This is a genomic window from Actinomadura geliboluensis, from assembly GCF_005889745.1.
In the GTDB taxonomy this organism is placed as follows: domain Bacteria; phylum Actinomycetota; class Actinomycetes; order Streptosporangiales; family Streptosporangiaceae; genus Spirillospora; species Spirillospora geliboluensis.
In genome coordinates, this window is sequence record NZ_VCKZ01000100.1 from 1 (window position 1) to 23,257 (window position 23,257).

General features: G+C 72.5%; 19 protein-coding genes and 1 pseudogene. 6 read left to right on the plus strand and 14 right to left on the minus strand.

The window, feature by feature from the left end; genetic code table 11:
* The 5 genes from ETD96_RS15830 to ETD96_RS15850 form a co-directional block, all read left to right on the plus strand.
* The coding region (locus ETD96_RS15830; protein ID WP_138637152.1) for a SpoIIE family protein phosphatase at positions 1-2,018 on the plus strand (2,018 nt) is incomplete at its 5' end.
* A gap of 115 nt (positions 2,019-2,133) precedes the next feature.
* Positions 2,134-3,936: a thiamine pyrophosphate-dependent enzyme gene (locus ETD96_RS15835; RefSeq protein WP_138637154.1), complete on the plus strand. Its 1,803-nt coding sequence runs from the start codon at positions 2,134-2,136 to the stop codon at positions 3,934-3,936.
* A gap of 127 nt (positions 3,937-4,063) precedes the next feature.
* Entirely contained in the window at positions 4,064-4,897 is an 834-nt protein-coding gene (locus ETD96_RS46675; RefSeq protein ID WP_138637156.1) for a universal stress protein, read from the plus strand.
* Positions 4,898-5,021: 124 nt separating this feature from the next.
* Positions 5,022-6,284: an NADH:flavin oxidoreductase/NADH oxidase family protein gene (locus ETD96_RS15845; RefSeq protein WP_138637158.1), complete on the plus strand. Its 1,263-nt coding sequence runs from the start codon at positions 5,022-5,024 to the stop codon at positions 6,282-6,284.
* Positions 6,285-6,405: 121 nt separating this feature from the next.
* Positions 6,406-7,959, plus strand: coding sequence for a GAF domain-containing sensor histidine kinase (locus tag ETD96_RS15850; RefSeq protein ID WP_138637160.1), 1,554 nt, complete (start codon positions 6,406-6,408; stop codon positions 7,957-7,959).
* Between the two features lie 18 nt (positions 7,960-7,977).
* Here ETD96_RS15850 and ETD96_RS15855 read toward each other — a convergent pair whose 3' ends face one another.
* The 11 genes and pseudogenes from ETD96_RS15855 to ETD96_RS15905 form a co-directional block, all read right to left on the minus strand.
* Positions 7,978-8,628: a response regulator gene (locus ETD96_RS15855; RefSeq protein ID WP_171069046.1), complete on the minus strand. Its 651-nt coding sequence runs from the start codon at positions 8,626-8,628 to the stop codon at positions 7,978-7,980.
* Positions 8,629-8,861: 233 nt separating this feature from the next.
* Positions 8,862-9,791: an NAD-dependent epimerase/dehydratase family protein gene (locus tag ETD96_RS15860; protein ID WP_138637163.1), complete on the minus strand. Its 930-nt coding sequence runs from the start codon at positions 9,789-9,791 to the stop codon at positions 8,862-8,864.
* The gene (locus tag ETD96_RS15865; protein ID WP_138637165.1) at positions 9,788-10,894 is read right to left on the minus strand and encodes a branched-chain amino acid ABC transporter permease; all 1,107 of its coding nucleotides are present in this window, start codon (positions 10,892-10,894) and stop codon (positions 9,788-9,790) included. The genes ETD96_RS15860 and ETD96_RS15865 overlap by 4 nt, the downstream gene beginning before the upstream one ends.
* A gap of 5 nt (positions 10,895-10,899) precedes the next feature.
* Complete coding sequence (locus ETD96_RS15870; protein WP_138637167.1) at positions 10,900-11,784, minus strand: branched-chain amino acid ABC transporter permease; 885 nt, start codon at positions 11,782-11,784, stop codon at positions 10,900-10,902.
* Positions 11,772-12,443, minus strand: a pseudogene (locus ETD96_RS15875) (ABC transporter ATP-binding protein); the annotation flags it as partial. The pseudogene ETD96_RS15875 and the gene ETD96_RS15870, both read right to left, overlap by 13 nt.
* A 113-nt stretch (positions 12,444-12,556) precedes the next feature.
* The gene (locus ETD96_RS15880) at positions 12,557-13,303 is read right to left on the minus strand and encodes an ABC transporter ATP-binding protein (RefSeq protein WP_171069047.1); all 747 of its coding nucleotides are present in this window, start codon (positions 13,301-13,303) and stop codon (positions 12,557-12,559) included.
* A gap of 25 nt (positions 13,304-13,328) precedes the next feature.
* On the minus strand, positions 13,329-14,510 hold the full coding sequence (locus ETD96_RS15885) for an ABC transporter substrate-binding protein (protein ID WP_138637171.1): 1,182 nt from the start codon (positions 14,508-14,510) through the stop codon (positions 13,329-13,331).
* A 101-nt stretch (positions 14,511-14,611) separates the two neighbouring features.
* Positions 14,612-15,466, minus strand: coding sequence for an alpha/beta fold hydrolase (locus ETD96_RS15890; RefSeq protein WP_138637173.1), 855 nt, complete (start codon positions 15,464-15,466; stop codon positions 14,612-14,614).
* 64 nt (positions 15,467-15,530) lie between these two features.
* Complete coding sequence (locus ETD96_RS15895) at positions 15,531-16,445, minus strand: VOC family protein (protein WP_171069048.1); 915 nt, start codon at positions 16,443-16,445, stop codon at positions 15,531-15,533.
* Between the two features lie 41 nt (positions 16,446-16,486).
* Positions 16,487-17,509, minus strand: coding sequence for a 2Fe-2S iron-sulfur cluster-binding protein (locus ETD96_RS15900; RefSeq protein WP_171069049.1), 1,023 nt, complete (start codon positions 17,507-17,509; stop codon positions 16,487-16,489).
* 5 nt (positions 17,510-17,514) lie between these two features.
* Entirely contained in the window at positions 17,515-18,717 is a 1,203-nt protein-coding gene (locus ETD96_RS15905) for a Rieske 2Fe-2S domain-containing protein (protein ID WP_138637178.1), read from the minus strand.
* Between the two features lie 223 nt (positions 18,718-18,940).
* On the opposite strand from ETD96_RS15905, the gene ETD96_RS15910 reads away from it, so the two are divergent.
* Complete coding sequence (locus tag ETD96_RS15910) at positions 18,941-19,897, plus strand: arginase family protein (protein ID WP_171069050.1); 957 nt, start codon at positions 18,941-18,943, stop codon at positions 19,895-19,897.
* A 108-nt stretch (positions 19,898-20,005) separates the two neighbouring features.
* Here the strand turns inward: ETD96_RS15910 and ETD96_RS15915 are convergent, their stop codons facing one another.
* From ETD96_RS15915 to ETD96_RS15925, 3 genes are all read right to left on the minus strand, one after another.
* Positions 20,006-20,980, minus strand: a complete 975-nt coding sequence (locus ETD96_RS15915) for an acetamidase/formamidase family protein (RefSeq protein WP_138637182.1) — start codon at positions 20,978-20,980, stop codon at positions 20,006-20,008.
* A gap of 224 nt (positions 20,981-21,204) precedes the next feature.
* A complete protein-coding gene (locus ETD96_RS15920) occupies positions 21,205-22,392 on the minus strand; it encodes a hypothetical protein (RefSeq protein ID WP_138637184.1) in 1,188 nt (395 codons plus the stop codon).
* Positions 22,389-23,257: hypothetical protein (locus ETD96_RS15925; protein WP_205719292.1), on the minus strand; the 869-nt coding region annotated here is incomplete at its 5' end. The genes ETD96_RS15925 and ETD96_RS15920, both read right to left, overlap by 4 nt.

Sequence of the window (23,257 nt, forward strand, 5' to 3'; positions counted from 1 at the left end):
GCATGGGGTGGCTTGCGCTGGAGGCCTTCGATCCGGCGCCGGTCGCGGTCGCGTTGACGATCGGGCCGGATCACCGGCTGGTGTACACCAACCTCGCCTACCGGGCGTTCGTCGGAGACCGCCCGCTCGGCGAACCGATCGGGGAGGCGTTCGGCGCCGCTGCCAAGCAGGACTACGGCGAGCTGTTCGATCGCGTGCTGGCCACCGGTGAACCGGTCAGCCTGGTCGCGGCACCGGTGAAGCCGGCCGGTGCGGGCGCCGAGGACCGGGAGCGGTACTTCTCCTTCAGCCTCTCGCGGTTCACCCACGAGCGGCCCGGGGTGCTGGTGGTCGCGGTCGACGTCACCGAGCAGGTCGCCGCGGTCGAGCGGGCGGACCGGGCGACCGAGGAGCAGAGGCGGTCCCGGCGCCGGCTGGAGAGCCTGGTGTGGATCAACGCGCAGGTGGTGTGGGTGACCGACGCGGACGGCCACGTGACCGAATCGAGCGGCGGCTGGGAGCGGATCACCGGGCAGAGCCGGGAGGAGTTCCTCGGCGACGGCTGGATGCGGGTGCTGCACCCCGACGACCGCGAGCCCACGTCGCGGTCGTGGGGCGAGACGCGCCGGCTGGCCCGCCCGTGGCACTACGTCTACCGCGTCCGCACCCAGGAGGGCGAGTACCGGCACTTCGAGGTGCGGGCCGCGCCGGTGATCGAGGACGGCGCCGTGATCGAATGGATCGGCACCTGCTTCGACGTGGAGCGGGAGTGGCGGGAGCGGCAGCGCCGCGAGCTGCTCGACCGCGCCGCCGCGGCCGCGGCCGAGCGGACCGCGCTGAGCGATGTGTTCGCCGCCCTCGTCGGGGTGCTGGTCCCCGCGCTCGCCGACGGGTGCGGCGTCCACCTGCTCCCCGACCTCGGCGCGCGTCCCGCGGGTGCCCCGATCACCGTGCGCCGCGTCGCCACCGCCGCGAGCGGCGGGCTGCCGCGGCAGCCGCCCACCGGTGAGGAGCGGTTCGCCCCCGACAGCGGGTTCGCCCGCGCGCTGGAGCGGCGCCGCCCGCTGCAGCGCACCTTCCCGGCGGGCCGGCCGCCGGCGGACCTGCTGCCCAAGAGCACCACCGCCTGGCTCACCAAGGCCGGCGCCACCAGCGTCGTGCTGATGCCGGTCGTCGTGGACGGGGCCGTGGCGGCGATGGTCACCGCCGCGAGGCTCGGCGACCGCGACCCGATGAGCCCGGAGGACGTCGACCTGATGCGGCAGATCTTCGAGCACACCCACGACGTGCTGAGCGGCGCCGTCCGGTTCCACCGGACCCAGCAGGTCGCCCTGGCCCTGCAGCACGGCCTGCTCGCCGAGCCGCCGGAACTCGACGACCTGCGCATCGTCGCCCGGTACCTGGCCAGCCCCGCGGCGGCCGAAGTGGGAGGCGACTGGTACGACTCGTTCGTCCTGCCCGACGGCGCGACCGTGGTGGCCATCGGCGACGTGGCGGGCCACGACCTGGCCGCCGCCGTCGACATGAGCCGGCTCCGCAACATGCTGCGCGTGCTGACCGCCGACCGCCTCGCCCCGCCCGGCGAGATCCTGCGCCGCCTGAACAGCGCCATGGAGACGGTGGCGCCCGACGCGACGGCCACCTGCGTCCTGGCCCGCGTCGAAGAACCCGAACCCGGCCGATGGCAGCTCAACTACGCCGTGGCCGGGCACCCGCCGCCGCTGCTGCTCACCTCGGACGGCGACGGCCGCTTCCTCGAAGAAGCGGCCAACCCGCTGCTGGGCCTGCCCTTCGAGACCTTCCACAGCTCGACGGAACCGCTCCCGCCCGGCTCCACCCTGCTGCTGTACACCGACGGCCTCGTGGAACATCCCAGCGAGCATCTGGACAGGGGCCTGTCGCGGCTTCGCCGCCGCGCCTGCACGCTCGCCCACCGGCCCCTGGAGCACCTGTGCGACGCCCTCCTGGACGTCCTGCCGATCAACGGGGCCGACGACATCGCCATGATCGCCGTCCGGACCCCCGCCACCGGTACGTAGGCGCCCCGGCCGCCGAGCCGCCGCGACCACCACCCGCGCTGACGAGAGACCCCCGCATCGTTCCAAAACGGGCGGGTACCTGCCGGGTGTCTGCGCTGGAAGGACGGTCACCGATATGCCCGCATCGTCGTCGAAGACCACCTCGGACCTGGTCGTGGAACGGCTCCTGGACTGGGGTGTGGACACCTGCTTCGGCATCTGCGGCGACCAGATCAACGGCTTCTTCGAAGCGTTGCGGACGCATCCGGGGATGCGGCTGGTCCACGTGCGGCACGAGGAGAACGCGGCGCTGGCCTGCGTCGGTCACGCCAAGTTCACCGGACGCCCGGCCGCGTGCGCGGCCACCGCCGGTCCCGGCGCGGTCCACCTGCTCAACGGGCTGTACGACGCGCGGATCGACGGTGCGCCGGTCATCGCGATCACCGGTCTGTCCTACCACGACACGATCGGCTCCCACTTCCTGCAGGATCTGCCGTCGGACCGGGTGCTGGAGGGGGCGTGCCCGTACTCCGAACGGATCATGGGCCCGGCCCACGCGGTCACCGCGACCGATCTGGCGGTGCGGTCGGCGCTGATGAACCGCACGCCCTCCCATCTGGCGATCCCGATCGACGTCCAGTCCTGGACGCTGGAGCAGGACACGGTCTCCGACAAGAACGTCCCCGGGCACGCGTCCCTGGCCGCTCAGCCGTTCACGGTGGTGCCGCCGCTGGAGCAGATCCGCCGGGCCGCCGGGGTGCTCAACGCCTGCCGGAAGGTGGCGATCTGCGCCGGCGCCGGCGCGCGCGGCGCCGGCGAGACGCTTGAGCGGGTCGCCGAGGCGCTGGGCGCACCGATCGTCAAGGCCGGTCTCGGCAAGGACTGCGTGCCCGACGACAGCCCCTACACCACCGGCGGCATGGGGCTGATCGGCACCCGCGCCTCCCACGAGGCGTTCGAGGACTGCGACGGGTTCCTGATCGTCGGCTCGTCCACCCCCTACTACGACTTCTGGCCCGAGCCCGGGCAGGCGCGCGGCGTGCAGATCGACCTCAACGCCGACCGCATCGGCATGCGCTACCCCGTCGAGGTCGGCCTCGTCGGCCACGCCGAAGGGGTGCTGGAGGCGCTGCTGCCGCACCTGGAGCACAAGGCCGACCGGTCCTTCCTGGAGCGGGCGCAGCGCACCTACCGCGACTGGTGGCGGCTGATCGGCGAGCAGGCCGCCGCGTCCGGCACGCCGATGCGCCCGCAGGTGGTCACCTGGGAACTGTCCAAGGCCCTGCCCGACGACGCGATCGTCACCGGCGACGCCGGCACCGTCACCGCCTGGGGCGGGCGGCTCATGCTGCGCCGGGGGATGAACTACTCCTTCTCCGGCACCCTGTGCACCATGGGGGCCGCGCTGCCCTACGCGATCGGCGCGCAGATCGCCCACCCCGACCGGCCGGTCATCGCCTTCACCGGCGACGGCTCGCTGTCCATGGGCCTCGGCGAACTGGCCACCCTCGCCCAGTACGACCTGCCCATCAAGGTCGTGGTGCTGCGCAACAACTCCCTCGCCCTGGAGGTGTGGGAGCAGACGGCGCTGCTGGGCAACCCCCAGAACGGCTGCGAACTCCACCCCATCGACTTCGCCTCGGTCGCCCGGGCGTGCGGGCTGAACGCCTTCCGCATCGTGGAGCCCGGCGACGCCGCGGACGTGTTCCGGCAGGCCATGGCGGAGCCGGGGCCGTGCCTGGTCGAAGCGGTCACCGACCCCTACGAGGCGCCGTTCGGCGAAAGCCTCAAACCCGCCCACGCCGCACACCTCGCCGAGGCGTTCGGCAAGGGTGAGAAGGCGGCGGGGCCCATGGCACGCAACCTCATGCAAGAGCCTCGCGTCGCGATGTCACCGGCGCTTCAGCAGCACCGCGGCATCCTCAACCGCGACCGCTGACTCCGCGCGGCGCATCGAACCGGTGACCGTCGTCCCTGGACGCCGGGACTTTCGGCCGCAGAACACCCGGCGTGCTCCGCCCTAGCTTCGGAGGTGAACGGGGAAGCGGGCTGAGGAGGAGTGGGCGATGCCGGGTCCGGTCGTGGTGGGTATCGATGGGTCTGTGCATGCGTGGCGGGCACTTGATTGGGCGGCGGACTATGCCGACCGCCGTCAGCGGCCGCTCCTCTTGGTGCACGGCTCGCGTGCTCTGCTGGACGAGGGGACGATCCCGCCGGACGCGCTGCGCCGCCTGATCGCCGAGCGCGAGGACCTGCTCAATGAGGCCCGCCAGTACGCGCTGAAACTGCGCCCGGAGGCCGACGTCGAGACGCGGCTGGTCCCGGCCGACCCGGCCCGGACGCTGGTGGAGGAGAGCGAGCACGCGAACCTGGTGACGGTGGGATCGCGAGGTCAGGGCGGGTTCGAGGGCCTGCTGTTCGGCTCCGTCGGCCTCTACACCGCCGCGCACGCCCGCTGCCCGGTGCTGGTGGTGTCGCGTTCGGCGGCGTACCCGTCCGACGCGCCGGCGGAGATCGTGATCGGGATCGAGGGGGTGGACGGCGAACGCGACTTCATCGAGTGGGCGTTCAGAGAGGCCGCCTCGCGCGGTTCTAGGATCCTCGCCCTTCATGCGGTGGGCGGTGAGTTCTCGCCGCGCCGCCAGGTGATCGAGGACCTGGAGCTGTCGGAGGCCCTGGCCGGTTATCGCGAGCGGTACCCGGATGTCGCGGTCGACCAGCTCGTCTCCGAACGCACTCCCGCCCGGGCGCTGGTGGAGGCGTCCGAACACGCCGGGCTGGTCGTCGTGGGTGCGCGACGCAGGCGCGCCCCACTGGCCGGAATGGCGCTGGGCCGGGTCAACCACACGGTGCTGCACCACGCCCGATGCCCGGTGGTCGTCGTCCCCAACCGCGACTGAACCCCGGTGGGGGGAGGCATGGCGCTCTCGACCACGTAGGCTCCCGCAGAAACGCGATCTACGTGCCGGCGGCGAGGCCCTCGTCCCGCGGCGGCACGGCGCAGGCGGCCGCGAGGAGTGAGCCATGAGTTCCACCCCGACCAGTCCTGACGGCGACCTGGGCGGTCCCCTGACCCTGCGGTCGGGCCTGACCCTGCCCAACCGGCTCATGAAGTCGGCCCTGAGCGAGGGGCTCGCGGGGGTCGACGGCGCGCCCGGCGGCCGGCTGGAGACCCTCTACCGCCGATGGGGGACCGGCGGATACGGCCTGCTGATCACCGGAAACGCCGTGGTCGACCGCCGGCATCTGAGCGAGCCCGGCAACGTCGTCATCGAGGACGACCGCCACCTGCCCGCGCTGACCCGCTGGGCGGAGAGCTACCACGAGAGCGGCGGGCCGATCTGGGTGCAGCTCAACCACCCCGGCCGGCAGGCCAACCGGCGCACCGGCCGGACCCGCCCGGTCGCGCCCAGCGCGATCGCGGCCCGCGTGCCCGGCGCCGCCCGGCCCCGCGCGCTCACCGACGGGGAGATCCGCGAGATCATCACGCGGTTCGGCACCGCCGCCGCCGTCGTCGAGGCCGCCGGGTTCGACGGGGTGCAGATCCACGGGGCGCACGGCTACCTGGTCACCCAGTTCCTGTCGCCCCGGTCCAACCGGCGCGACGACGCCTGGGGCGGCGACCCCGGACGCCGCCGCGCCTTCCTGCTGGACGTCCTGCGCGCCGTCCGCGCCGCCGTCGCTCCCGGGTTCTCCGTCGGCGTCAAGCTCAACTCCGCCGACTTCCAGCGCGGCGGATTCACCGAGGAGGAGTCCCGCGAGGTCGTCCGCGCCCTCGTCGCCGAGGGCGTCGACCTCATCGAGATCAGCGGGGGCTCCTACGAGGCCCCGGCCATGATGGGCGTGATGGCCGAGTCCACCCGGGCGCGCGAAGCCTACTTCCTGGACTACGCCCGGACGGTCCGCGCCATCGCCGGCCGGACGCCGATCGCCGTCACCGGAGGGTTCCGCACCCGTGCCGCTATGGAGCGCGCCCTCGCCGACCGCGACTGCGACATCGTCGGCATCGGACGGCCCGCCTGCCTCCTGCCGGACGCGCCCCGGGCCCTCCTCGAACACGGCCGGGAACGGCTGGAGGTCCCCGCCATCGGCGTCGGCGCCCGCCGGCTGGTGGGGCGCCTCACCGACATCCGGCCCCTGGACAGCGCGCTGAACGTCCAATGGCACGCCGACCAACTCCACCGCATGGGAGCGGGTCTGGACCCCGATCCCACCTTGGCCTGGTGGCGCACCCTCCCGTCGATGGTCCGCAACGGGCCCGCGGCCCTGCGCCCCAGGCGAGGCTGAGGGGCGGGCGGGGTCCCCGCGCCCCGCGCCGCGGCCCGGCCGGACGCTGTCGTCGGCGTCGGTCCGCCGCGTATCCTGCCTGTTCACCTTGGCGTTCTCGGGGTACCGCGAGGAGGCGGAGATGACGCAGAGCGACCACCCGGTGATGACGCGACCCCAGGTCGCCGCGCTGAGCCGGGTCACGATGGCGCTCAACAGCGCCCTCGAACTGGAGCAGGTGCTCGACATCTCGGTCCGGTCGAGCATCGAGCTGACCGGGCTCGGCAGCGGCGTCATCTACTTCGCCGACGAGCGGACCGAGCAGCTGGTCGGGAAGGGCGACCGCGGCTTCGCCCACGGGCTCTCCCCGGGCATCGACGTCCACGAACTGCACACGTCCCGGACGCTCGCGGGCCGCGCCTTCCGGTCGAGCGACCCGGTGACGTTCAACGCCCAGGACCCGGAGACCGGGTACGCCAGCCTGGCGCCGGCCGAGCGGCGCGCCGTGATGCGCGAGGGCATCAAGAGCGCGGTCGCGGTGCAGCTGAGCTCCACGCGGCGCACCTACGGTTGCCTCGTCCTGTGCAGCAAGGACCCCTTCCACACGGTGAGCCCCGAGCACATCGCCCTGACGCAGGTCATCGCCGGGCAGGTGGCCGTCGCCATCGAGCGCGCCCAGCTGTACGAGGACACCAAGCAGCGCGCGGCCGAGTCGGAGGCGCTCTACCTGTTCGGGCAGAAGCTGGCGGCGCGCAACGCCGTGGAGGAGTCCCTGCAGGAGATCGTGGACCGGGTCCGCCGCCAGTTCGGCGCTCGGGCGTGCCGCGTCGGGGTCCGGCAGGAGGACGGCTCCCACCTGTGGATCGGGCCGCACATGGCGGCCGCGTCCACGGCCGCCGGATCCGTGGTCGAGACGTGCCTGGAACGTGCCGGACTGGAGCTCGGGACCCTCGTCGTGGACCGGCGGGCGCACGTCGTCTCGCCGCAGTTCTTCGCCTCGCTGGCCGACCTGCTCGCGCTCGCGCTCTACAACCGCAGGCTCGCGGAGGCGAACCAGCGCCTCGGCATCCTCGCCGAACGCACCCGCCTCGCGCGCGAGATCCACGATGGGCTCGTGCAGCGCTTCTACGCCCTGGACCTGGGCCTCGCCTCCGCCGTGCTGGCGTTGGAGCGGTCCGACGGCGGTTCCCGCGCCCGGCAGCTGATCGCGGACGCGCGGGAGCAGGCGCAGGCGGGCGTCCGCGAGGGCCGTCAGGCCATCGTCGAGCTGCGGCGCGAACCTCCCACCGGCGGGCTGTTCCCTGCCGTCCGGCTCATCGCCGACGACTTCGCGAACAGGACGGGCGTCGAGTGCCCCGTGACCGTGCGAGGCGAGGAACCGGCGCTGTCCTCGGCGGCCCGCATGAGCCTACTGCGCTGTGTCGGCGAACTCGTGCTCAACGTCGAGAAGCACGCTGGTGCGCGAACGGCCGGCATCGAGGTCTCCGTCGAGGGGCGCCGCCTGGAGCTGTCGGTCTCCGACGACGGGGTCGGGATCGGCCGCGCGGCCGCCGCCACCGGGCACTACGGCCTGACCGGGGTCGCCGAGCGCATGGAGGAACTCGGCGGGGAGATGCGCGTGGTGCGGCGCACCGGCGGAACCCGGATCCAGCTCATCGTGCCGGACCTGCGGCGGCAGCTCACGTCCGGCACCTGAGCGACGACCCGGGACCGGTCAGTCTTCGAGCGTCACGATGCCCTGGCGGAACGCCTCCGCGACGGCGCCCGTCCGGTCCCGCACCTGGAGCTTGCCGAACACGGCCGTCAGGTGCGCCTTGACGGTCCGCTCCGAGACCGACAGCGACCGCGCGATCTGGCGGTTGCTCGCCCCCCTGGCGAGGTGCCGCAGCACCTCGAGCTCCCGCCGGGTGAACTCCGGGCGCGTCCGCTCCTCGGCGCGCACCGACTTGAGCAGGGCGCCCGAGAGCTCCGCCGAGACGAAGGACTCGCCGGCGGCCACCCGGCGGACGGCGACCGCGATCTGGCCGGGGTCGTCGCCCTTGAGCACGAACCCGGACACGCCGGACTGGCTCGCCCACGACACGTCCCGGGCGTCGATCTGGGTCGACAGCAGCACGATCCGCGCGTCCGGCGCGGTGTCCCCGAGCCGGGCGACCAGGCCGGGCCCCGAGGGCGCGGGGATGCGCAGGTCGAGGACGACCACGTCGGGCCGCGCGGCCCGGCACACGTTCAGCGCCTCGGTGCCGGTGGTCGCCGTGCCGACCACCTCCAGGTCGTCGAACTCGCCCAGGAGGGTGCGCAGCCCGGACAGGACCACCGGGTGGTCGTCGACGAGGACCACCCTGATGGTCTCCAGAGCCTTCACCGGCGGCATCTCAGCGAGCCCGGCAACGAGGACCGGGGCCCTCGGCGAGGGCGCACCCGTCCAGTCCCGCCTGCATCACGCCATCGACCTCCTGCTCGCGGGAAGGGCCGCCGCGACGCGGAACGCCGGCGGCTCCTCCGGGCCGACACCATATCCAGTGAGGTCGCCGTAAGACCAGGCCAGCGGGCCCTTCCCCGGGGAAGGGCCCGGCCGCGGAGGCTCCCCGCCCACCGTCACACCGACCTGGTCTCGGGGGAGCCCTGCTCCGGATCCGGGCGGAGGTAGCGGTCCTCGCGGGACAGCGCCTCGACGACGCCCGGCGCCTGGGGCCGCCAGCCGAGGAGCTCCCGCGCCTTCGCGCCGGAGACCACCTGGCTCTCGGCGAGCGCGTCGGCGAGCAGGCCGAGCTCCGCGCGCGCGTCCGCCACGTCGCGTGCGCGGACCCTGCCCTCGCACCCGACGGCGGTGGCGACGGCGGCGGCGATGTCGCGGACGGGGACGCCCGGCTCGGCGACCCCGTGCCAGATGCTGCCGGCGGGCGCGTCCACGAGGACGCGCTCGTAGAGATCGGCCAGGTCGTCGCGGTGCACCATCGGCCAGCGCTGCGTCCCGTCGCCCACATGGACGACGTGGCCGTCACCGTCGACGCTCCGCGCGAGCAACTCGATCAACCCGCCCGGGCCGCCGTGCACCACCCCGGGCCGGACGATCGACGCCCTGATCCCGAAGTTCACCCCTTCGAGGACGAGCCGCTCCGCCTTCGGGCGGAACGCGACCAGCGGCGTCGGGGCGTAGGGGGCCGTCTCGTCGAGGGCCGCGCCGGCCGACTCGCCCAGCACCCACAGGCCGGAGGTGTAGACGAAGGGCTTGCCGGTCCCGGACAGGCCGGAGATCGCGGTGGAGATGAAGTCCAGCTCCGCGCGGCCGTCCTCGTCGCCCACGGCGAACGCCGTGTGGATCAGGCCGTCCGTCTCCCGCATCAGGCCGAGGACCAGGCGCCGGCTCGCCAGGCCGCCCACATGGGCGCGCACGCCGCGCCGGGCGAGCCCGTCCGCCTTCTCGGCGGTGCGCACGAGGGCGTGGACCTCGTGGTCGCGGGCGAGCAGCGCGTCCACGACCGCGCCGCCGATGCAGCCGGTCGCTCCCGTCAGCATCACCTTCATCGGACCTGAGCTCCTTCGTCGAGCGGCTCGGGGTCGGCCGACCCCTGCCGCGCCACCGGTCGGACAGGGCGGGCGCGGGCGGCCCGCCACCGCGGCGGGACGATGTCGCGGCCGCGGGTGATGCCTTCGGGACGCCGGATCAGGATGACGATGAGCACGGCGGCCAGCCCCAGTTCGCGCAGGCCGGCCGGACCCGTCACCACGTACCGCCCGATCTCGACGCCCCCCTCGAACCGGAGGAGGACCTCCGTCAGGAGCGTCACGACCAGCGCGCCCAGCACGGCGCCGGAGAGGCTGCGCATGCCTCCGATGATCAGCATCGCCAGCACGAAGAAGGTCATCTTAAGCCCGAAGTCCTCGGGGTTGAGCGTGCTGAGCCGGTGCCCGAACAGCGCGCCGGCCAGTCCCGCGATCACGGCGCTGAGCACGAACGCCTTGAGCCGCTCCCGCGGCACGTTGATGCCGAGGGCCCGGGCGGCGACCTCGTCCTCGCGGGACGTGCGCAGCCGGAGGCCGGCGTTGGAGCGGGCGAACCCGTGGCACAGGACGGCGGCGGCCACGAGCGCGAGCCACACCTGGAGCACCGTCGTGGACTCGGTGACGCCGATCAGCGCGCTCGGCCCGCCCGTCACCGCCCCCCAGTTCATGACCACGTTGTCGACGATCAGCAGCAGCGAGAACGTGGCGATCGCGGACTGGAGGCCGTTCAGGCGCATGAGCAGGGGGCCCGTGACGGCCGCCACGACCGCGCACACCGCGCAGGCGAGGAGCATCGACACGGGCAGGCCGACATGCACGTCCGCGAGGACCCGCGGCATGTCGGGCAGCATCACCGACCTGCGCCGGGCGTCCATGGTGACCAGCGCCGAGATGTAAGCGCCGAGCTGCACGAACGCGACATGGCAGACGGAGACCACTCCGGAGGTGCCGCTGAACAGGTGCAGCGACACCACGACGAGCATCAGCACCATGCACTCGATGACCGTCCGCTGGAGCCCCGGCCCGCCGAGGGCGCCGGTCGCGGCGAGCAGGGTCACGGCCAGGAGCGGGAACGCCAGCGGATGGGACGGCACCCGGGGCAGGGCTTCCTTCAGGGCAGGCATGCCGTTCACACCCTCTCGCGCAGGGTCGCGCCGGGAAGCAGCCCGTGCGGCCGGACGATGAGGACCAGGATCACCGCGAGGATGGCGAAGGCGTCGCGGTAGGGCCTGATGTCCAGCACGAGCCACGAGTTCAGGATCGACAGGGCGAAACCGACGACGAACCCGCCGGCCGCCGCACCGGACAGCCGGTCCATGCCGCCGATGACCGCGCCGAGCAGCGCGATGATGATCACGTTCGAGCCCATGCCGGGCGAGACGCCGCCGACCTGGCCGACCACGATCACGGCCACCGCCGCGCAGAGCACGCCGCTGAGCGCGAACGCCAGGCCGATCATCCGGTTCGCCGGGACGCCCAGCATGGTGGCCATCCGGAAGTCGTCGGAGGCGGCGCGCAGCCGCATCCCCGTCTCCGTCCTGCGCAGGAAGGCCACGAACAGCCCCAGCAGCACCAGGACCGTCACGATGGTCACGATGCTGAGGTGCGACACCCGGACGCCGCCGATGCCGCTGGACGAGGAGAGCCACGGCGAGAGCGAGAACCCCCGCGTGTTCGCCCCGAACACCGCCAGGGCGAGGTTCTCCAGCCCGAACGCGATCGCGAACGAGACGATGAACAGGGTCGCCTCGCTCGCCCCCTTGAGCCGGCGGAAGACCACCAGCTCCAGCAGCAGCGAGACCCCGACCGCCACGAGCAGCGCGACCAGGATCGACGCCGCCAGGGGCAGGTCCCTGGTGAGGTACAGCGCGTAGGCGGCGACCATGGTCACCGCGCCGAGGGCGAAGTTCGCGAGCCGCATGATCCCGAAGAGGAGCCCGATCCCGAGGGCCTCCAGCGCGTACAGGGCTCCCACGCTGACGGCGTCGATGAGGGGCTGGATCATTCCGCCCATGCCTTCCGCACCCCCTCCCTTTCCGTGGCGAAGTAGGCGTCGACGATGTCCGACCGGGCGTCCTCGCCGAGGTCGGCCGTCTGGTACCGCAGCCGGCCGCCGTTGAGCACGTAGGCGCGGTCGGCGATGCGCAGCGACTGGTGGAGGCGCTGCTCGACGAGCACCACGGTCGTGCCCGACCGGCGGAGCCCGTCGACGGTCTCGAAGACGGTGTCGACGAGCGCCGGCGCCAGGCCGAGCGACGGCTCGTCCAGCAGGAGCAGCCGCGGCGCGCCCATCAGCGCCCTGGCGATCGCCAACTGCTGCTGCTGGCCGCCGGAGAGGTGGCCGGCGATCCGGCGGCGCTTCTCCCCGAGCACCGGAAACAGCTCGTAGACCTTGTCGAGCTGCTGCCGGCGCCGGGCCCGTGTGCCCAGGGGCACCACGCGCAGGTTCTCCTCCACGGTCAACCTGCCGAAGATGTGCCGCCCTTCGGGGACCAGGCTCAACCCGGCCCGCGCCACGTCCTCCGCCGCGGTGCGGGTGATGTCCCGCCCGTCGAACCGGACGCTGCCCGAGCGAGGTCGAAGCCCGCCGGCGATGGTCATCAGGAGGGTCGACTTCCCGGCGCCGTTGGGGCCGACGACGGCCAGCAGCTCGCCGGCGAGCACCTGGAGCGAGACTCCCCGCAGCGCCTTGACGGTGCCGTACTCGACGGTGAGCCCGTCGACGTCGAGGAGGACGTCCCGTGCCTCCCGTGCCTCCCGTGCCGGAGTCCTGTCCGGTGCCGGTGTCACGGCGCGTCCTCCGTCCCCAGGTAGGCGGCCATCACGTCCGGGTGCCGCCGGATCTCGGCGGGCCCGCCCTGGGCGATGACGGCTCCGTGGTCGAGGACCACCACGTGGTCGGACATCTGGAAGACCAGGTCCACGTTGTGCTCGATCAGGATCACGCCGCATCCGGAGTCCTCCCGGATCGTGGCGAGCAGCCGGATGAACTCCGGCAGCTCCAGGTCGTCGATGCCCGCCGCCGGCTCGTCCAGGAACAGGAACCGGGGCCGGAGGCCGAGCGCCCGGGCCATCCCGAGGATCCGCTGGTGGGCGTACGGCAGCTGCCGGGCGGGCAGGTCGCGGAACTGGCGGAGGCCGCCGAGCTCCAGGATCCGGTGCGCCTCCCGGCGGGCGTCGCGCCGGCTCAGGCCGCCGCACAGCGCCGCGACCTCGACGTTCTCGAACACCGAGAGGCCGGGAAAGATCCGCGCGTTCTGGAACGTCCGCGCGAGGCCCCGGCGGGCGCGGCGCTCCGGACTCCAGCCGCCGGCGTCGGCGCCGAAGAAGAGCACCCTGCCGCGGTCCGGCCGGGCGAAGCCCGTCAGGACGTTGACCAGCGTCGTCTTGCCCGCCCCGTTCGGTCCGATGAGCCCCGTGCACTTGCCGCCCGGGAAGTGGACCGTCACGTCATCGAGCGCGCGGACACCGGCGTAGTCGAGGCAGAGGTTCTCCGTGTGGATTCCGTCCATTTCGCTCGGCGCGATCGTCACGGCAGCACTCCTTCCGGGACCGCGGTCACTTGACGAGCGCGCGGGCATTGCGCGGCTTCACCGTTTCGGCGTAGGAGAACCGTCCGCCGGTGGCCTTCAGGACACGGACGTCCCATTCGAAGTCGACGTGGTAGTCCGTGCCGAAGCGCATCGGCCCGGTGATGGTCTGGAGGTTCGTGGACTTCTCGAGCGCGGCGGCCATCTTCTTGCCGTCGGTCCCGCCCGTCTCCTCGATGACCTGCTCGATGAGCTGGAAAGTGGAGGCGCCGTAGACGAACGCGCCGGTGGGCGGGTTGCCGCCGGCCTTCTTCCGGTAGTCGTTCAGCAACTGGTTGACCTCGGGCTCGGGGTCGTCGCCGAAGATGGATGCGGGCGAGATGACGTAGAAGTCCGACAGCTGCGGCAGCGACTTGGCCCAGTAGTCGCCGTCCATCCCGAAGTTCGCGAGGATGGGCGCGTCGATGCCGCCCTGGCGCAGCTGCAGGGCCGCCATCGCGCCGCCCGGCGGGTACGAGCACAGGACGAGCGCGTCGACGGCGCCCTTGCCCGCCCGCGACACCCGCGAGACCTGCGAGGCGATGGCCTGGTCGGAGTTGCGGAACACGTCCTTGCCGCCGATCTTCCCGCCGAGCTCGGTGAACCGCTTCTCGAACGCCTCGCACGTGTTCTTGGGGTAGTCCAGCTCGGTGTCGGTGAGCGTGTAGACGCGCTTCCAGCCCTTCGCCAGCGCGTAGTCGGCGAGTGCCGCCCCCTCGGTCGGGATGGACATGCCCAGGTTGAACACCAGGTCGCCCAGGCCGAGGGGACCGAACCGGATGTCGGACGCGCACGGCGCGATGGACAGCCCGCCCGCGTTCTGGGCCACTGTCGCGGCGGGCCCGCCGGTGGAGAAGTTGCACGTGACGATCAGCAGGTCGGCGCCCTGCTCGATGAGCCGCGACGCGGCGTTCGCCGACTGGGTGCTGTCGCTCTTGTTGTCGATGGCCTTCAGCTGGATCCGGCGCCCGCCGATGCCGCCGTTCGCGTTGGCCTTGTCCACGGCGATCTCCAGCGAGTGGTAGACCGGCATGTCGAACGACGCCATGAATCCCGTCTTGGCGATGGCCGCCCCGATGACGATGGCGTCGCCGCCGTCCTTGTCGCCGGCCGTGCTGACGCACGCGCTGAGCGCGAGCGCCGCCGTCGCGGCGATTCCGAATCGGATCATGTGTTTGATCTGCACGGGATACTCCCGGTTCGAGCAGTGGGCTTCTGATGGGTGGCGGTTTTCGGTGGTCGGGAGCGTCCGCGGGGCCGGCCGGTTCGCCGTCAGCCGGCCAGCAGGAAGTCGTCGACGGCCTTGTTGAACCGGTCGGGCAGCTCCCACATGACCCAATGGCCCGCCTTGGGGAGGACCAGGAGCTCGCAGTTCGGGAGGGTCTTGACGAACTTCAGCGCGGAGTCGAAGGGGGTGACGCGGTCGTCCAGTCCGAAGACGACGAGCGTGGGCTGCGTCAGCGTGTGCATGAACTCGGTGACGTTCGTGAGGTTCTGCTTCCGCATGCTGCCGAAGAGCGCCAGCGTCTCGGGCTCGATGCTGGCCTCGTACCGCTCGTCGAGCAGTTCCTCCGTCAGCGACTCGCGGTCGTAGAGGAGGCTTTCGAGGATCTCCTTCATCGCGGCGCGGGACGGCGGTCCCGGGTTGTAGTAGGTGAACATCCGCCGCAGGGCGTCCATCGGGACCGGGGTCATGACCGACTCCTGGACGCCGCCGGGCCCCATGAGCACCATGCGGCGGACGAGCTGCGGCGACCGGTGCGCGAGGAGGCAGGCGACGCCGGCGCCGAGGGAGTTGCCCACGACGTCGAGCCGCGCCACGCCCAGCTGCTCCAGCGCCTCGGTGAGGGCGCGCACGTAGGACGAGGGGTAGACCTCGTCGTCGGGCAGCCGGACCTTCGTGCTCCGCCCGTACTGGGGCAGGTCGAACACCAGGACCCGGCGGTTGCGGCTCAGCGGCCCGATGTTCCTGCTGAAGTTGGACCATCCGCCGGCCCCCGGGCCGCCCCCGTGCAGCAGGAGGAGGGGCGGCCGGTCCCGGGACTCCCCGGCGTCCAGGTAGAACAGTTCGATGCCGCCGGATACCTGGATCGTGCGGCCGGTGAAGGGTTCGGTCGCTGAGCTCATGGTCTTCCTTCGCTGTAGTTCGTGTTCGTTCGCGTGGGCGCCGGGCGCGGGGGTGCGCCGCCGGTCACCCGATGCGGAATCCCTCGTCGGAGCGGTGGCCCCAGATCGACGGGGACGAGTAGGTCGTGACCTGCCAGGCGGACTCGTCGATCAGCCGTCCGTCGGTCCCGAACTCGATCTGGATCCCCGCCGGCGTCTCGACGTAGAACGAGGTCATCAGGTCGTTGGTGTGCGTGCCGACCGACTGGGCGATCGCGACGCCGGCGTCCAGGCACCGGTCGAGCGTCCGCCCGACGATGTTCAGGTCCGCGACCTGGAGCAGCACGTGGTGCAGCTTCCGCGCCCCGGGGGAGCGGGACCCGTCCACCAGCGCGAGGCTGTGGTGCCGGGCGTTGCACCGCAGGAACGTCGCGTCCATCCGGTCGCCGGTGACGATCCGGTCGCTGACCCGCAGACCGAGGTGGTCGACGTAGAAGGCCAGGGACGCCTCGTAGTCCGCCGTGACGAGCACGGCGTGGCCGAACCCGAGGGAGCCGGCCACGAAGCGCTCGGCCAGGCCGGCCCGGTCCGGCCCGGCCCGCTCGGCGCCGCGGTACAGCTCCACCCTCGTGCCCGCGGGGTCGCGGGTGTGGAACAGCTCCGCGACGCCGCGCGCGTCCGCGCACTCCGCGTCGCGCTCCACGTCGAGACCGGCGCGCCGGAGCCCGTCCACGAGGTCGTGCAGGGCCGCGCGGTCCGCCAGCTCCCACCCCAGGTGGGAGACGTCGTCCCGATGAGACGGCTGGACGGACAGCCGGTACGGCCGGTCGTCGACCGCGGCCCGGACGGACCCGTCTCCCATGCCGTCGACTTCGCAGCCGAGCAGCGAGAGGATCCGCCGCCACGCGCCCACGTCGGTGCTGTCGATGCCGACGTAGCCGAGCTGCCCGGGGCTCGGCCGGCCTCCCGCCGCCGCGGTTCCATCAGGATGTTCGGACATGCCCACGGGATGTCTCCTTTCCGGGGTGGTGCCGGCCGTGCTCACACATCGGTCGCGACGAACTTCTCGGTGTGGATCCGGTCCGGGGGCACGCCGAGCTCCCCGAGCCGGGCGACGGCCGCGGCGATCATTCCGGGCGGCCCGCACACGTAGGCCCGGCTCTCCGGCGCGAGCGGCCGCGACCCGAGCAGGGAGACGGGCGTGCCCGTCCCGACGCCGGGGGTGCTCGGCGCGCCCTCGGTCACCGCGACCCTGGTCCGCAACGACGGCATCCAGAAGCCGCGCATCTCGATCTCGTCCAGGTAGAACAGATCGCTTTCCGACTGGCAGGCGAAGCAGAGCGTCACCGGCGGCGTCGGCCCGCGCCGCGTCCGCAGCTCGTCGAGCATCGACAGGACGGGCGCGAGCCCGGTCCCGCCGGCGACGAAGATGTGCGGCTCCGCCGACTCGCGGAGCGTGAACGCTCCGAGCGGATACTCGATCTCGATCTCGTCGCCCGGACGGCAGCCCGCTTCCAGGTAGCCGGTCATCGCGCCACCGGGGATCAGCTTGACGCAGAACCGCATCTCCGGCAGCTGAGCGCCGCACGTGGCCATCGAGTACGAGCGCCACTCGTCGGTGCCGGGCACCTTCAGCCGCGCGTACTGCCCGGCCAGGAACCCGGTCTCGGGCGGATCGAGGAGCTCCAGCGCCAGTTCGGTCACGGTGCCGGAGAGCCGTTCCACGGACGTGACCCGCGCCCTGCCCTTCCCCGGGCGGTCCACGACGAGGCCGATCGGGTAGGGGACCTCGAAGGTCGCGTCGCCGTCGAGGACCGTCGAGCAGAGCAGGCGGGCGCCCGCGCTCCGCTCGGAGGGCAGCAGCGACTGCGCGCGCCCGGGGATGTCGGACGTCCGTCCCGCCGTCAGCGTCGCCGCGCACGTCCCGCAGCTGCCCGCGCGGCACTGGGAGGCCAGGAAGTACCCGGCGTCGTCGGCGGCGTCGAGCACGCTGCCGCCCGCCGGCACCGGGAACGCGACGTCCTCGCCGTCCTCGAACCGGATCGTCGCCACATGAGCGGTCACCGTGCTCAGAGCTTCGGCGAGGGGTTGGTCTGCGGCGTCTGGTACCCGCGCGCGTAGCGGGAGACGATCTTGCGCCAGCCGACGATCACCGCGTCCATGGAGCACAGCTGCTCGTCGTCCCAGCCGGTGCCGCCCTCGGCGTAGAAGTTCTCCATCGCCTCCCGGGCGAACAGGTCGTCGTCGTTGAACACCCCGAGCGCCGCGTCCTTCCAGAGGTGCTCGTACTCGTAGACGAACTTCTCCCGCGCCTCGGCGGTCGGGCAGCTCGCGGCCAGCACGGCCCAGTACTCGTGGTGCTCGGCGTCGATGGGGACGTACCACTCGTACTGCACCAGCCCGGACGCCGGCCAGTTCTCCACCATCAGTACGCCCGGCAGGAAGATCGAGGTCCGCAGGCCCGGGATCGTGTTCTTGCCGCGGGCCTCCAGGCCGAGCTTCTCCGACTTCATCACCACGTCGTAGTCGCCCGAGTCCCACTCGTTGCGGATGCCCTTGGGGCCGTCGCCCTCGAACGTGGTCAGCGCGCCGGGACCGGTCGGCACCAGCCCGAGCGGCAGGGCCGTGTCGAGCGCGACGACGATCGGGCTGTCGCGGTGCAGCCAGTTGTGCCCCGGGTCGAAGCCGTTCTCGACGCCCAGCCGCCAGTTGGACGCCACGGTGCGCCGGAGGCCCAGCACGACCGCGTCCTCGTCGAGCAGGTGCGGCACCTGGTGCGCGTAGTCCGGCGCCACCTTCGGAGGCAGGTCGTCGGCGAGGTCCGGCACCGGGCTGTACCCCTCGTCCCCGACGAACACGTAGATCAGGCCGTTGCGCTCCTCGACGGGGAACACCTGGAGGCGCACCTCGTCCACGATCTCGTCGTCCGGGGCGGCGACGATGGTCACCAGCCTCCCGGACTCCAGGTCGTAGGTGAAGCCGTGGTACCAGCAGGTCAGCGTGTCCTTCGTCAGGCAGGCCGGCCGGATCGACAGGCGCACGCCGCGGTGCGCGCACTGGTCGCGCAGGGCGAAGACCTTGCCGTTCGACCGGCGCAGGATGATGGGAATTCCGCAGATCTTGGTGCCCTTCGCCTCGTCCTCGGCCAATTCCTCGCTGAAGAAGGCGGGGTACCAGTGGTTCATGAGGCCCCAGGAGGCCCTCGTGTACGGCTCGAACTGCCGGCGGGCCAAAGCGCCCGGTGCGGACTTGCGCGCGGAGGTCTCCGTCATGGCTCGTTCTCCTGCTCTATCCCCGTGCCTTGTGAAGGCGTTTTCGGATATGGCGATGCTAGGGACGGCGTCCGTCCGCGCACCTGCGCCTGCCGGGCACTCTCGGGGTGCCCTTTCGGGCGACCCGCCTGCCCATGAGGGCAGGAACGCGCGCACGCTCCGCGCTTCCTGGCAGGGTGCGAGCCGACATCACGCGAGCTCAGCGCGACCGAGGAGGACAGTGATGCCCGAACCCGGACCAGCCCCGTTTCCCGAGGCGGACCCGTTCAGCCCCTACGACGTCGGTACGTTCGCCGGCGTACCGCGCGCGAATTCGGCGAATCGCGCGCACGCGCGCGCGGCGATCTTGGGCGTTCCCTTCGACACCGGCACGAACGCGCGCCGGATCGGATGCCGCCAGGGTCCCGAGCACATTCGCCGGAGCGCCCCTCCGGAGCGCCGGTTCCTCTTCCACTCCGACCGCGACGCCATTTCCGAGCTCAAGGTCATTGATTATGGAAATGTCGGAGTGGTCCCCGGAAAGGTGGAGCAGGCGTTCCTCGCGATCGAACGCGCGGTGGCGGCCATTCTCGCCCACGGCACGCTTCCCGTGGTCATGGGCGGCGACGGTTCGGTCAGCCTTCCGCAGTTGCGCGCGGTGAGCGGGAGGTTCCCGGATCTGGCCGTCGTCCACGTCGACGCCCACACTGACGCGTTCGACGTCCCGGGGGCCGGTCCCTACACGACGTCGACGACGTTCCTGCGCGCCGAAGAGGAGGGACTGGTCGACCGGGAGAGCGTCATCCACATCGGGCCGAGAGGGCTCGGCATCGCCCCCGACGGGACCGCGTCGGCCGTCGCCGCGGACGGGCACCGCGTGATCGACAGCGACGAGTTCTGCGCACGCGGGCCGGCGGCCGTCGCCGACGACGTCGCCGCCATGCTGGGCGGGCGCCCGGTCTACCTGTGCTGGGACATGGACTTCTTCGACCCCTCGGCGGCCCCCGGCGTGGCCTCACCCGAATGGGGCGGACCCGACGTCCGGAGCGCGCTGTCGTTCCTCCGGCTGCTCTGGCGCCTCGACATCGTCCACGTGGACGTCAACACCGTGAGCCCGCCGCACGACCTGCACGAGACCACGGGGAACCTGGCGGCACGCGTCATCTTCGAATGCCTGGACCTCGCCGCCTCCCGCCCCTGACGGCGGCGGGAGGAAGCGAGCACCGGTGGCGTCGGTCTTAGCGATGATCACGGCGTCCCCACGCCGTCCCTCGACGGAGATGGGGACGCCCACCATCGCGACCGCTGGTCAACGCCCCTTCCGTCCCACCAGGATCTCCGGACTCGGTGTTCCGGCCAGGTGCTTCGGCAGCATGGCGTGGACCCCCACGGCACCGTTCGCCGTCTGGGTGACCGCGAGATCCATCGTCATCGAACAGAGTGCGTAGGCGTCCGACGCCGGGATCCCCAGGCAGCCGCCCGCGACGACGATCATGTCCCTGGTCGCCATGCGCGCGGCCTCGTCCAGAGTGGCCCCGAAACCCATCGTGATCAGGTGGGCGGGCGTCTCCGCTCGGGGCGCTCTGATCCCGGCGTCGGGGATTACCGTCAGCCGGAGCCGCAGCGACGACGCGCTGGCCTCCAAGGCCGTCAGGTTGACCTCGCCGTTCCCCTGCGCGGCATGGATGTCCCCGGCGTAGAGGAGCGCGCCTTCGGTCCAGACCGGCAGGTACAGGGAGCTGCCGGCGACGAGTTCCTTGAGATCGAGGTTGCCGCCGTGGCCGCCCGGAGGCACCGAGGAGTGCGGGCCGGCCGCCGCCGGCGCCGTCCCGAGGAACCCGGGGAAGGGCGCGAGCGGGACGGTGAGCCCGGCGCCGAGCTCCACCGACATCTCCTCCAGGTCGAGCCGGTAATGCCGCATGTGGCCGTCCCGGAAGTCCTCGGGCAGCAGCCCGTAGCCCATGTGCCCGGGAAGATCCAGGTTGAAGGCGTGCTCGCGCAGCGTGAGACCGAGGACCTCGACCTTGAGCGCGTCACCGGGTTCGGCCCCGGCCACCGCGATGGGACCGGTCAGATCATGCGGCCCGACGCCGCTCCAGGCCGCGGACTCGCGCAGCACGTCCGCCATGGTCATGCCGGGCCGGACGACGTCTCCCCAGCACGTGCCCGTGGCGAGGTCGACCGTGTCCCCCGACTCGACCGTCAGGACGGGCGGATGGGACCGGTCCACGACACCGGTCCGCAGCGTCTTCTCGTTGGCCGGCAGCACATGAGTTCTCGACATCCCGCTCACCCGTTCTCATCGGTGTCCGCCGGAAGGCCCGCAGGGCGGGCTTGATCCCTGGACCCTAAGAGGCCGAGGGAACCGCGGCCACGGCCGATGGGGCATGCCCGCGATGCCCCATCGGGCAACAACGCACTTGCCTGATGGGGCAAGAGCCCGCCATCGACCAACCAGCCCCCAGCTCGCGCGTGGCCCGGCTTCTCCGGCGCCCTGGAGCCGGGCGGTCAGTGCGCGGCCAGTGCCTGGGCGATCTCCTGGGCCGCCGCGTACGCGCCCCGCACGGCGTGCTTCCCGTTGAGCGGGTGGCGTTCGTCCGCCGACTCGTAGGTCACCCGGACCAGGACGTTGCCGTCCCGGAAGACGACCTCGCCGGGGATGACCTCGGGGATCTGCGCGGCGAACGCCTGGTCGCCCAGGCCGGTCACGGCGCGGAAGTACTTCTCGTCGTGGACGCTGAGCGTCTCCTCCGCGCGGGCGTCGTCGTGCCGCATCACGTACTCGCGGGCGGCGAGCCGGGCGCCGTCGAACAGGTCCGAGCCCGGCACGACAGCCGCGGAGACCGCGAGTTCGCGGTCGTTCGACGTCCACGAGCAGTTACTGACCTCGGCGTCCTTGACGGCGAGGGCGCCGCCGCGCGAGCCGGGTTCGCCGGTGACGGAGTCGCCCTTCACCAGCCGGTGCAGGGTCCGCTCGGACACGGCGGCGCACAGGTCGGGGACCTTGCGGGCCGGCGTCGGCTGCGGCGCCGCGGCGATCGCGGGGTGCGCGGGCGTGCGCGCGCCCAGGGCGGCGACGGCCTCGGACGCGGCGGCAAACGCGCCCTCCTGCGCCGTCTTCTTCGGGATCGGCCAGAAGAGCGAGCGGTACTGGACGGTGACGTTCGCGTTCCCCACCCGCATCACGACCGTCGCACCGCTGGACGGGGAGACCTGCATGAACGCCTCGTCGCCCAGGCCCGTCACCACCGTGCCGGGCACGTTGGACCATTTCGGGCCCAGCGCCATCATGGCCGCCGCGACGGGCGCCCGCCCGGTCTGCGGCAATCCCGCCCGCAACGCGGAGCCGGGGAACAGGGTGAAGCCGACCGACAGGTGCCGCTCGGACCTCCGGTCGTCCCTTTGCGACGACCACGTGCAGGTGCCCTGGGCGCCGTCCCGCGTGGTCCGCGCGTCGGGCACCAGCCGCGCGAGAGTGGCGGCGGAGATCCCGCAGCGGTCCGGGTACGCGTGGACGACCGGCCCCGCCGGGACCCGGTCGGGCCCGGCCGGCGGATCGGGCAGCCGGTCGAGGCTGCTGGGCGACGGGAGCGCCTTCACCAGGACGACGCTGAGCACGAAGACGACGACGGCGGCGAACAGGGCGGCCCCGCCCGTCCCGTTCCGCGATGCGGCGGACCGCGGCGTTCCCGTCATGACCGCAACGACCTCTCCACCGCGACGGCGACCGTGTAGGCGCTGTCGACCAGCCGGCTCCCGCTCAAGGGCGTCTCCTCATCGGCGCCCTGGTAGGACACCTCGACCAGTAGGTTGCGTTTCTGGAAGACCACGAATCCCTCGTCGCCGCTCGACGAGCTCCGCGCGACCCGGGTGACCGCGAACGCCCGGTCGCCGGGCCCGGCCAGGGGCTCGAAGCCGCTGAACTTGTCCGACCCCGGGGTGTCGCCGGCCCGCAGGTTCTCGTAGAGGCCCAGGTAGCGGCGCGCCGCCGTGAAGGGCCCGAGTCCCGGCACGCCGTCGTCCTCGACGATGATCGCCACCGTGAGGGTGCGCGACTGCCCCTGGTCGGAGTAGCGGGACGTGCGCGCCCTCCACGTACAGCCGTCCATGGACGTCCCCGGCCAGTTGAGGGCGGGGAACAGGGACGCGCCGGCCCGCCTCCGGTACGCGTCGCGCGCCACCTTCTCGACGGTGGCCGCCGGGACCGCGTCGCACGGCTTGGGGACGTGCCGCACTGGCGGCGTGACCGGGTGCTTCACCTGGCTCAGCACGGGCTGCGCGGCCGTGCCCATGCTCTTCGCCGTCTCGGCCGCCGCCGCGAAGGCGCCGTCCAGCGCGGTCTTCTTCGGGATCGTCCTGCGCTCGTCGCCCATGGCGTCCCAGCCCCGGTAGCGGACCGTCGCGACGGCGTTGCCGACACGGAACTTGACGGTCGCGCCCTCGCTCTCGGTCTCCGCCGAGTAGCGGGCGGTGGCCTCCTCGCCCAGCCCCTCCACGATCCCGGGCCGGGCGGAGCTCCGCGCGAGGCCCGGCGTCTCGTCCATCTGCCGCAGTGCTTCGC